9 protein-coding genes and 1 other RNA gene are annotated in these 10,905 nt (G+C 71.6%); 9 read left to right on the forward strand and 1 reads right to left on the reverse strand.

The genetic code is table 11. The features are described from left to right. Window positions 1-277 precede the first annotated feature (277 nt). The 3 genes from BR98_RS27600 (at window position 278) to prfB (ending at window position 4,853) form a co-directional block, all read left to right on the forward strand. On the forward strand, window positions 278-2,245 hold the full coding sequence (locus tag BR98_RS27600) for a serine/threonine-protein kinase (protein ID WP_035848697.1): 1,968 nt from the start codon (window positions 278-280) through the stop codon (window positions 2,243-2,245). A gap of 183 nt (window positions 2,246-2,428) precedes the next feature. Continuing rightward, on the forward strand, window positions 2,429-3,727 hold the full coding sequence (locus BR98_RS27605) for a serine/threonine-protein kinase (RefSeq protein WP_051970269.1): 1,299 nt from the start codon (window positions 2,429-2,431) through the stop codon (window positions 3,725-3,727). 16 nt (window positions 3,728-3,743) lie between these two features. Then, window positions 3,744-4,853: a peptide chain release factor 2 gene (prfB, locus tag BR98_RS27610; RefSeq protein ID WP_035848701.1), complete on the forward strand. Its 1,110-nt coding sequence runs from the start codon at window positions 3,744-3,746 to the stop codon at window positions 4,851-4,853. A gap of 68 nt (window positions 4,854-4,921) precedes the next feature. Here prfB and BR98_RS27615 read toward each other — a convergent pair whose 3' ends face one another. Further along, window positions 4,922-5,116 carry a hypothetical protein gene (locus BR98_RS27615; protein ID WP_035848703.1) on the reverse strand — a complete coding sequence of 65 codons (195 nt, stop codon included), beginning with the start codon at window positions 5,114-5,116 and terminating at the stop codon, window positions 4,922-4,924. A gap of 395 nt (window positions 5,117-5,511) precedes the next feature. On the opposite strand from BR98_RS27615, the gene ftsE reads away from it, so the two are divergent. From ftsE to ssrA, 6 genes are all read left to right on the forward strand, one after another. Continuing rightward, on the forward strand, window positions 5,512-6,201 hold the full coding sequence (gene ftsE / locus BR98_RS27620) for a cell division ATP-binding protein FtsE (RefSeq protein WP_035848706.1): 690 nt from the start codon (window positions 5,512-5,514) through the stop codon (window positions 6,199-6,201). A gap of 63 nt (window positions 6,202-6,264) precedes the next feature. Continuing rightward, entirely contained in the window at window positions 6,265-7,176 is a 912-nt protein-coding gene (gene ftsX, locus BR98_RS27625) for a permease-like cell division protein FtsX (protein ID WP_035848709.1), read from the forward strand. Window positions 7,177-7,260: 84 nt separating this feature from the next. Next, complete coding sequence (locus BR98_RS27630) at window positions 7,261-8,406, forward strand: S41 family peptidase (protein ID WP_035848714.1); 1,146 nt, start codon at window positions 7,261-7,263, stop codon at window positions 8,404-8,406. Window positions 8,407-8,468: 62 nt separating this feature from the next. After that, window positions 8,469-8,945 (forward strand): SsrA-binding protein SmpB, encoded by a 477-nt coding sequence (gene smpB, locus BR98_RS27635; RefSeq protein WP_035848718.1) that lies wholly within the window; start codon window positions 8,469-8,471, stop codon window positions 8,943-8,945. Window positions 8,946-9,054: 109 nt separating this feature from the next. Further along, window positions 9,055-10,305 carry an alpha/beta hydrolase gene (locus BR98_RS27640; RefSeq protein ID WP_051970270.1) on the forward strand — a complete coding sequence of 417 codons (1,251 nt, stop codon included), beginning with the start codon at window positions 9,055-9,057 and terminating at the stop codon, window positions 10,303-10,305. A 109-nt stretch (window positions 10,306-10,414) separates the two neighbouring features. Beyond that, window positions 10,415-10,797: a transfer-messenger RNA gene (ssrA, locus tag BR98_RS37150) on the forward strand. The last annotated feature ends 108 nt before the right edge of the window (window positions 10,798-10,905 follow it).

Below are 10,905 nucleotides of genomic sequence, written 5' to 3' on the forward strand. Positions count from 1 at the left end.
GTGCGCCGCAGTGGTGCCAGGCTCTGTCGGTCAGACAGACCCTAGGCGTCATCCTGCCACCCGGGACTGACAGTCCGCGCACCGTACCGGATTTGACGATCTTGTGATCATCGACATGGTGGAGCCGACGGGGCATCAGGTCAAGGCGCCCCTGGAACCACTGTTCACACCACTGGCGTCAGTCACCCGAGTGGGGTCGCACGGACACCGTTAGAGTTGCCGCACACGTGGGCTCTCGCCCGCGGCGTCAGGCTCGGTAGGGCGAGGAGTGCACCAGGTGCGGCCGGTCGGCAGCAAGTATCTGCTCGAGGAGACCCTCGGACGCGGTGCCATGGGCACCGTCTGGCGCGGGCGGGTCCGGGAGGACGCGGGTCTGGTGGACCTGGTGCCCGGCCAGCTGGTCGCGGTCAAGGTGCTCAAGGAGGAGTTGGCCGCCGACCAGGACATCGTGCTGCGCTTCCTGCGCGAGCGCTCGGTGCTGCTGCGCCTCAGCCACCCCAACATCGTCCGGGTCCGCGACCTGGTCGTCGAGGGCGAGCTGCTGGCCCTGGTGATGGACCTGGTGGACGGTCCCGACCTCTACCGCTACCTGCGCGCCAACGGGCCGCTCAGCCCGATCGCCGCCGCGCTGCTGATGGCGCAGATCGCCGACGCGCTGGCGGTCAGCCACGCGGACGGCGTGGTGCACCGCGACCTCAAGCCCGCCAACGTGCTGCTCGCCACCATCCAGGGGACCGACGGCCAGGGCGAGCGGCTGCACCCGATGCTCACCGACTTCGGCATCGCCCGGCTCGCCGACTCCCCGGGAATCACCCGTACCAGCGAGTTCGTCGGCACCCCGAGCTACGTCGCCCCCGAGTCCGCCACCGGGCAGCCGCAGACCTCCGCGGTGGACGTCTACGGCGCCGGGATCATGCTGTACGAGCTGGTCACCGGGCGCCCGCCGTTCCACGGCGACGGGGCGCTGCAGATCCTCCAGATGCACCTGACCCAGGAGCCGCCCCGCCCGCCCGGGATGCCCGAGCCGCTGTGGACCGTGGTCGAGCGCTGCCTGCGCAAGGACCCGGCCCAGCGGCCCAGCGCGACCTCGCTGGCCCACGCACTGCGCGTGGTCGCCGCCGGGGTCGGGGTGCACGCCTCGCCGGCCGCGGTGGACGCCGCGCTCGGGGTGGCGGCACTGCTGCGGCCCGAGGAGCAGCCGGCCGAGGTGCCGGGGACCGGGCCCGGGTCGACGCTGCCCGCCGGGGTGCCGCTGGGTGCGGGGGACCCGACCTTCGCCGGGCAGTACGACCCGGCGGCCGCCACCCAGGTGCTGCCGCAGGGCGCGCCGGTCGGACCCGGTGCTCCGGGGCCCGAGGGCACCCGGCTGATGCCGCCGACCCGGCTGATGCCCGCCGGCGCACCCGTCCCGCCGACCCAGCCGCCCGGGCCGCCGGTCCAGCCGGGGCAGCAGCCCGAGGTCGAGCACCCGTGGCAGACCCAGTTGCGGGCCGCCCGGGACCGCAACCAGCAGACCCAGGTGTTCGCCGCCGAGGACTTCGAGTCCCCGCAGCCGGCCCCGCAGCCGTACCAGGGGGGCGGCGGCCGTCCCGGCCCCGGCTACCCGCCGCAGGGCTACCAGCAGGGCGGCGGCTACCCCCAGGGCAACCCGAACACCCCTGGCAACCCGAACAGCCAGGGCTACCAGGGCAGTCCCGGCTACCCCGGAAACCAGGCCGGCCAGCGCAACCAGGGCGGCTACGGCCGCCAGGAGCGCCCCCCGGTGGCCCCGCCGCCGTACCAGGCACGCCCCCAGCAGCAGCCGGCCCCCGGCTACCGCGAGCCGGGCCGCTACAACGAGCCGCCGTACGGCGACCAGGGCTACGGCGCTGCGCAGCAGCAGCGCCCCCAAGCGCCGCGTCCCGAGCCGCAGCGCCGCCCCGAGCCCCCGCTGTCCCGCGAGCCCGAGCGTCCCCGCGACCGCGACAACAACCGCGACCGAGACCGCGACAACAGCCGCGACCGCGACGCCGACTACGAGCCCCGTCAGCGCCGCGAGCCCCGCCCGCGCAGCCGCAACCGGATGTACATCCCGGGCCTCGGCTGCCTCAAGGGCTGCCTGATGGTCCTGCTGGTGCTCGCGGTGGCCGCGTTGGCGCTGTGGAACTTCACCCCGCTCCCGCACTACTGGGACAACGTGCACCACTGGTTCAACGCCACCACGGGTTGGATCAGCAGCACCTGGCACTCGCTCACCGGCAACTGACGGTCACCGGCCACCAGCGCACCGCCACCGGCGGTCAGTATTGACGCTTTGTCGACATTGACTGCCCGGAGGTCCCACCGAGGGCCCCGGGGCGCGTAGGTTGGTCGGCGACGTACAGACCTGACGAGCGCTCCCGAGCCCCAGCGGGCGCCCGGGAGCGCTCCTGCCGCCCACGGAGCAGCATTGGCACGCAAGATCGGCAGCCGGTACACCGTGCACCAGGTGATCGGCCGGGGGTCCGCCGGCACCGTGTGGCTGGGCGAGGGCCCCGACGGACCAGTGGCCGTCAAGCTGCTGCGCGAGGACCTCGCCACTGATCAGATCCTGGTCGGCCGCTTCGTCCAGGAGCGGGCCGCACTCACCAGCCTGGACCACCCCCGGGTGGTCGGGGTGCGCGACATGGTGGTGGACGGCGACGACCTGGCGCTGGTGATGGAACTGGTGCACGGCACCGACCTGCGCTCCCGGCTGGAGCGCGAGGGCGTGCTGGCCCCGCAGGCCGCCGCCTCGGTGATCGCCGACGTGGCCGACGGCCTGGCCGCCGCGCATGCGGCCGGCATCGTGCACCGGGACGTCAAGCCGGAGAACGTGATGCTCGACCTGGCGGCGCCGCCCGGGCCCGGTGGGGCGCCGCGGGCCAAGCTCACAGACTTCGGCATCGCCCGGCTGGTCGACGCCCCGCGCCGGACCCGGGCCACCCGGATCATCGGCACCCCCGACTACCTGGCCCCGGAGATCATCGAGGGCCTGGAACCCCGGGCCGCCGTGGACATCTACGCCCTGGCCACGGTGCTCTACGAGCTGCTCGCGGGCTTCACCCCGTTCGGCGGCGGCCACACCGGCGCGGTGCTGCGCCGGCACGTCACCGAGAGCGTCCCGCCGGTCCCCGGGCTGCCCGACGGCCTGTGGCGGATCATCGCCGAGTGCCTGGCCAAGGCCCCCGCCTCCCGGCTGCGCGCCGCCGAGCTGGCCGAGCGGCTGCGCGAGCAGCTGCCCGCGCTCGAGGGCCTGCCGCCGCTGGCGCTGCCCGCCCAGGGCGGCGCTGCCGGGCCCGAGCCGGAGGAGCCGCTCACCCTGGCCGAGGCCGTCTACGCCGAGGCGGAGACCGGCACCGGCGCGCACCGGCGCCGACGCGGTCCGGCCGTCCCGCTGGTCCCGGCGCCGGCCCCCGACTCCACCCGGGACACCCACACCAGCCTGCGCCGCCCCTCCGCCCAGGAGCTGGCCGGCTACGCCGCCGAGTCCCGGGCCCAGCGCGCCGTCCCCGCCAGCGGCCACCGGGGCGGGCGCCGGGCGCTGGTCCGGCGCCGCCGGCTGCTCGCGGTGCTGCTCGCCGTGGTGCTGCTGGTGGCGGGAGCCGCGGCCGCCTACAGCGCCTTCGCCGCCGGGGGCGGGCACCGCGGCGGTGCTCCGGCCGTCGGCCCGGTCGCGACCCTCGGGCAGGCCCCGGGGCTACCGGCCGGTCCCAGTGCGCCGCGCTAACCATTAGGCTGGTGGCGTGGCAGCCGTCGATCCTTCCGAAGAGCTCAAGAACCTCGAAACGACCATGGGGTCGATCGAGGCCGTCCTCGACCTGGACAAGATCCGGGCCGACATCGAACGCCTGGAGGAGGAGGCAGCCGCCCCGTCCCTCTGGGACGACGTCGCGAACGCCCAGAAGGTCACCAGCCGGCTGTCCTTCCTGCAGGGCGAGCTGCGCCGCGTCGAGTCCCTGCGCAGCCGGATCGAGGACGTCCGGGTCCTCTTCGAGCTGGCCGAGGAGATGAACGACGCGGACACCCGCGCCGAGGGCGAGGCCGAGCTGGCTTCGGTCAAGAAGGCGGTCGAGGAGCTCGAGGTCCGCACTCTGCTCTCCGGCGAGTACGACGCGCGTGAGGCCCTGGTCAACATCCGGGCCGAGGCGGGTGGCATCGACGCCGCCGACTTCGCCGAGCAGCTGATGCGGATGTACCTGCGCTGGGCCGAGCGGCACGGCTACCCGACCGAGGTCTACGACACCTCCTACGCGGAGGAGGCGGGCATCAAGTCCGCGACCTTCACGGTGAAGTCGCCGTACGCCTACGGCACCCTCTCGGTCGAGCAGGGCACCCACCGCCTGGTGCGCATCTCGCCGTTCGACAACCAGGGCCGTCGGCAGACCTCCTTCGCCGGCGTCGAGGTGCTCCCGGTGGTCGAGCAGAGCGACCACGTCGACATCGACGAGGGCGACCTGCGGGTCGACGTCTACCGCGCCTCCGGCCCGGGTGGCCAGGGCGTCAACACCACCGACTCGGCGGTCCGGATCACCCACCTGCCCACCGGCATCGTGGTCTCCTGCCAGAACGAGCGCTCGCAGATCCAGAACAAGGCCTCGGCGATGAACGTGCTGCAGGCCAAGCTGCTGGAGCGGCGCCGCCAGGAGGAGAAGGCCCGGATGGACTCGCTGAAGGACAGCGGCAGTTCCTGGGGCAACCAGATGCGCTCCTACGTGCTGCACCCGTACCAGATGGTCAAGGACCTGCGCACCGAGTACGAGGTCGGCAACCCGCAGGCGGTGCTGGACGGCGACATCGACGCCTTCATCGAGGCCGGTATCCGCTGGCGCAAGCAGAGCGAGATCGCCGAATAACCAAGGCGCAACGAGAAGGGCCCCGGACGGATCGTCCGGGGCCCTTCTCGTTGAACTGCGCTCGGTTGTCAGGCCAGTGCCTGCCGGCAGATCACCGCGATCGCCAGCAGACCGGCGATCAGCGCGAGCAGCGCGGCGGGGGAGAGCGAGGCGAACGGGCCCTGCTGCTCCTGCAGGCGGGCCCGATGGGCGCGGCAGACCGGGCAACGGCCCTCGCTCACGCGGCCGGCGCAGTTGGCGCACACCAGATGGTCGCACGTCATGCGATCTCCTCCTTGCCTGCTACTGCGCTGTCATCTCTCAACGCGTTGGGTGGGCCGTTGGTTCCCGGGCCTGCCCCGCGCGGGGGATCGGTGACCGATCGCGGCACTCGCGGTATCCCTTCTACTCTGCCAGGTTCCGGGCCATCCGGCTCCCGGACCGGTGAACGGCCGGCGGGCGGGCGGTATCCGGCGGAAAAATGGCCTGCAATTTTACGGTCATTTCATGACAGATACGGACAATAGGTCAGCAATTCCGGGGGTCGGCCCTGCACGCGGTCGGGGCGGTCGCGTATGGTCCCAAGCCGGGGGAGTCGGCCCGGGGCCGCTCCAACCGCCCGCCCCGGTCGAACCGCGGGGGTCGGGACTCCACCTAGGATGGCCTCCGTGATGCAGCCGTGATCAGATTCGACAACGTTTCCAAGACCTATCCCAAGCAGAACCGCCCCGCCTTGTCGGAGGTCTCGCTGGAGATCGAGAAGGGCGAGTTCGTCTTCCTGGTCGGCTCCTCCGGCTCCGGTAAGTCCACCTTCCTGCGGCTGTGCCTGCGCGAGGAACGCCCCAGCACCGGCGAGGTGCACGTGCTCGGCAAGGACCTGGGCAAGCTGTCCAACTGGAAGGTGCCCCACATGCGGCGCCAACTGGGCACGGTCTTCCAGGACTTCCGTCTGCTGCCGAACAAGACCGTGGCGCAGAACGTGGCGTTCGCGCTGGAGGTCATCGGCAAGCCGAAGGGCGCCATCAACAAGGTGGTGCCCGAGGTGCTCGACCTGGTCGGCCTCGGCGGCAAGGAGGACCGGATGCCCGGTGAGCTCTCCGGTGGTGAGCAGCAGCGCGTGGCGATCGCCCGGGCCTTCGTCAACCGCCCGATGCTGCTGATCGCGGACGAGCCGACCGGAAACCTGGACCCGCAGAACTCGGTCGGCATCATGAAGCTGCTGGACCGGATCAACCGCACCGGGACCACGGTGCTGATGGCGACCCACGACCAGGCCATCGTCGACCAGATGCGCAAGCGCGTGATCGAGCTCGACAAGGGGCTGCTGGTCCGCGACCAGGCCCGCGGCGTCTACGGATACCAGCACTAGCCGGCTCTCCGTTCCCGCCGTCGTCGGCCCACCAGCTGCACTGATCTTGGAGTCTTAGAAGCCATGCGCGCCCAGTTCGTCCTGTCGGAAATCGGTGTGGGTCTCCGCCGCAACCTGACCATGACCATCGCGGTCGTGGTCAGCGTCGCGCTCTCGCTCGCCCTCGCCGGTGCCTCGCTGCTCGTCCGCGACCAGGTCAACTCCATGAAGGGGTACTGGTACGACAAGGTCGAGGTGAGCATCTACTTCTGCACCAAGGCGGATGCCAAGACCGCGCCGCAGTGCGCCAGCGGTGCGGCCACCCAGGACCAGATCGACTCGGTCAAGGCCCAACTGGACAGCATGAAGCCGCTGGTCAAGGACTCCACCTTCGAGACCCAGGCGGAGGCGTACAAGCACTGGAAGGACATGAACCCGGACAGTGCCCTGGTCTCGGTCCTCGGTGCGGAGGCGATCCCGGCCTCCTGGCGGGTCAAGCTGCAGGACCCGACCCGGTACGACGTGATCCAGAGCGCGTTCGCCGGAAAGCCGGGCGTGCGCTCGGTGGAGGACCAGCGCAAGATCCTGGAGAACCTCTTCGGGCTGCTCAACGGCCTGCAGACGGCGGCCTTCGTGATCATGCTGCTGATGCTCTCGGTGGCGCTGCTGCTGATCGTCAACACGGTCCGGGTGTCCGCCTTCAGCCGAAGGCGCGAGACCGGGATCATGCGACTGGTCGGCGCCTCCAACTTCTATGTGCAGATGCCGTTCATCGCGGAGGCGGCGTTCGCCGCGCTGCTGGGCGCGGTGCTGGCCTCCGGGCTGCTGCTGCTCGGCAACTTCGGCGTGCAGCACTGGCTGGCCAACCGGGTGCAGTTCATCCACTTCATCGGGCTCTCCTCGGTGCTCCAGGTGATCCCGCTGCTGGTGGTGGTCGGTATGGGCATGGCGGCGATCGCGGCCTTCCTGACGCTGCGTAAGTACCTCAAGGTCTGATCACCCGGCGGCGATTGGTCACTCCTGGTGATATTCGGGCGTTCTGCGACCACGGAGCGCACCGGGCGCCTACACTCCGGTCCCATGACCACTCAGCGGGCGCGCCAGGGTGCGACCCTCACCCTGCTGTTCGGCGTGCTGCTGATCAGCGGTGCGGCGGTCGGCGGCTGGGGCGGCGCCGCGCCGCCGCTGCCGCGCCGGGCGCCCTCGGCGGACGCGGCGCCGCCGGAGGTCTCGGCGCTCTCCCCGCAGCAGGCCGAGCGCCTGGTGGCCAGCGGCGCGGACCGCTGGGCCGCGTACTACAGCGCCGACGACTACGCCGAGTTCACCCAGGGCCTGGACGGCGAGTACCTGGGCGTGGGCCTCTCGGTGGGCCGCACCCAGGACGGCGCCACCCTGGTCTCCTCGGTCCTGGCCGACTCCCCGGCCGGGGCCGCCAAGGTCGCGGTCGGGGACCGGCTGCTCGCGGTGGACGGCGCCGCGGTGGACCACCTCCCGGTCACCGAGGTGGTGGCCAGGCTGCGCGGCCGGGCCACCGCCGCGGCAGCGGGCGGGCGCTCGGCCGGCCCCGGCTCCACCGTGGTGCTGACCGTGCAGCGGCACGGCTCGCCGGCCCGCGAGGTGACGCTGCGGCGCACCGTGCTGGCCACCCAGGACGTCACCCTCGACCACCCCGCGCCCGGTGTGCTGAGGATCACCGTGCGGGCCTTCACCAGCGGGGTCGGCGAGGAGGTCCGGGCCGCCGTCCAAGCGGCCCGGCAACGCGGCGTGGTGCTCGACCTGCGCGGCAACTCCGGCGGCCTGGTCGAGGAGGCGGTGACCGCCGCCTCGGTCTTCCTGGACGGCGGGCCGGTCGCCTCCTACCTCTCGCACGGCGAGCAACGGGAGTTGACGGCCGCTCCCGGCGGCGACACCCGAACCCCGCTGGTGGTGCTGGTGGACGGCGGCACCATGAGCGCGGCCGAGCTGCTGGCCGGCGCGCTGCAGGACCGCTGCCGGGCGGTGCTGGTCGGCACCCGCACCTTCGGCAAGGGCACCGTGCAGCAGCCCAGCCGACTGGCCGACGGATCGGTCCTGGAGCTCACCGTGGGGCGCTACTTCACGCCCGCCGGCCGCACCCCGGACGGCACCGGCCTGCTCCCCGACGTGGCCGCCGCCGACCCGACCGAGGCCGGCGCGCTCGCCCTGCGGGTGCTCAGCGGTCTCGGCCCGACTCCCGCCGCCCGCTGACGCGGGCCCGCCGGTAAACCGGCTGCCGACCGGGCCGCCGAGGTGCGAGAATGTCCGGTGCTATGGCAAAGGAAAAGGGACAGAAGCTGATCGCGCAGAACAAGAAGGCGCGACACGAGTACACCATCCTGGACACCTACGAGTGCGGGATGGTGCTCACCGGCACCGAGGTGAAGTCACTGCGCGAGGGCCGGGCCAACCTGGTCGACGGCTACGCCTACACCCAGGCCGGCGAGGTGTGGATCGACAACGTCTTCATCCCCGAGTACACCCAGGGGACGTGGACCAACCACTCGGCGCGGCGCAAGCGCAAGCTGCTGCTGCACAAGATGGAGATCCGCAAGCTGGAGGCCAAGACCAAGGAGACCGGCCACACCCTGGTGCCGCTCTCGCTGTACTTCAAGGACGGCCGGGTCAAGCTCGAACTCGCCCTCGCGGTCGGCAAGAAGCTGTACGACAAGCGGCAGACGCTGCGCGAGAAGCAGGACACCCGGGAGACCGCCCGCGCGGTGGCCGCCGCCCGCCGCCGCCAGCGCTAGGCGCCCCAGGGCAGCCCTCAGTGCCCGCTGTGTAGCAGCTTCGTCCCAAGCCGTCCGCCGACCGGGTGAACGGTCCGGTGCCGCCCTGACGCTCAGTACGATCCGTGGCATGAACGTGTCCCTGTTGAGCGGCTGGTTCCCGTGGGGCGTCCAGCTCGCGGCAGCCGGCTCGCTGGTGGCCGCGATCGGCTGGCGCGACCGCCGCTGGCGGCTGCGCCGGGCCCCGTCGGCGCTGGCCGCGGCGGCCGGGCTGACCGGTCTGTTCGGGCTGCTGGCCGTCACCGTGGGCGGGGTCACCGACCCGCTGCCGCTCGCCCTCTGGTGCTGGCTGGGCGCGGCGGTGGCGGCGCTCGCGGTGCTGGTGGCCGGCTGGCGCGGCGCGCGCTGGTGGCGCCGGGCACTGGCGCCGCTCGCCGCACTGCTCGCGGTGGTCGCCGGCGCCAACGCGCTGAACGCGTCCACCGGTTACTTCCCGACCCTGGACGACGCGATCGGCGAGCTGAGCGGCGACCCGCTGCCGCAGCAGGTGACGATGGACCAGCTCTCCTCGCTGACCGGACGCACCAGCACGGGCCGGATCGTCCAGGTGGACATCCCGGACGCCGCCAGCGGCTTCGCCCACCGGCAGGAACTGGTCTACCTGCCGCCGGCCTGGTTCCGCAGCAGGACCCGGCCGAAGCTGCCGGTGCTGGAGATGATCGGCGGCGAGTTCGCGGCCCCCGACAACTGGGTGCGGGCCGGCAACGCGGTGCAGACCGCCGACGCCTACGCCGCCCAGCACGGCGGCGTCGCCCCGGTGCTGGTCTTCGCGGACGCCACCGGCGGGTTCAAGGTGGACACCGAGTGCGTGGACGGCCCGAACGGAAAGGCCGAGGACCATCTGGTGAAGGACATTCCGCCGTTTGTCGAAAAGGCCTTCGGCACCGCCACCGACCCGCGCAAGTGGGGTGTGGTCGGCTGGTCGATGGGCGGCACCTGCGCGGTCGACCTGGCGGTCGAACACCCGGATGTCTTCGCGCATTTCGAGGACATCTCCGGCGACCTCGGCCCCAATACCGGGGACAAGCAGCAGACCATCGACAAGCTCTACGGCGGCGATGCCGCGGCCTGGGCGGCGCACGACCCGCTGACCGTGCTGGCGCACCACCCCAAGTACAAGAACGTCTCCGGCTGGTTCGAGAGCGGGGACCAGGAGGCGAACCACATCGGCCAGGCCCGGCAGCTGGACGCGGCCGCCCGCAAGGTCGGCATCAAGTCCCAGGTGGTGGTCCAGCCCGGCAGGCACGTCTGGCAGTTCGCCGGCGGCGCGTTCGCCGAGGCGCTGCCCTGGCTGGCCCAGCAGGTGGGCCTCAAGGGGTAATGCGCTGGACCCCTGGTTGCGGTACGCGTACCATGGGCGCAGCACCACCGGCGGGGGTCACACCCGGTCGGGGGTTTTCGCAACAAGCTGCACCTTTTTAAAAAAACATGGGGATGATCGGTTTCGACAGGGGAAGTCGAAACAGGAGAAGCGAGCCGAGGAACGCGGCAATGATCTCGTTAACCATCTGTCGCAAAAAAATAATCGCCAACTCTAAGCGCGATTCCCACCAGTTCGCTCTCGCTGCCTAATTAAGCAACGATAGCGCTTGGGTGTCAGACCGGGGAGTTCCCGACCCGGACCCTGGCATAATCTAGGGAACTCAACCGTCCGCTCGGGCTACGAGGGTGGATGGGAAATCAAACAGTAGCTGGGCCTGTTGGCGGCTTGTCCGTGTGACTGCCAGGGCCGAGAAAAGCACAGCGGACTGCGCTCGGAGAAGTCCTGAATCCACTCCACTGGACCCGGGTTCGATTCCCGGCATCTCCACCATCCCATGTGCATGCGGGCCGTCCTCCGATTCGGAGGGCGGCCTTCGTGTTTGTCCCGGCGTGCCGTAGGATCTTCTGTCCGCCGACTTCCGACGGCGGCGCTCACCCA

The organism is Kitasatospora azatica KCTC 9699 (genome assembly GCF_000744785.1).
In the GTDB taxonomy this organism is placed as follows: domain Bacteria; phylum Actinomycetota; class Actinomycetes; order Streptomycetales; family Streptomycetaceae; genus Kitasatospora; species Kitasatospora azatica.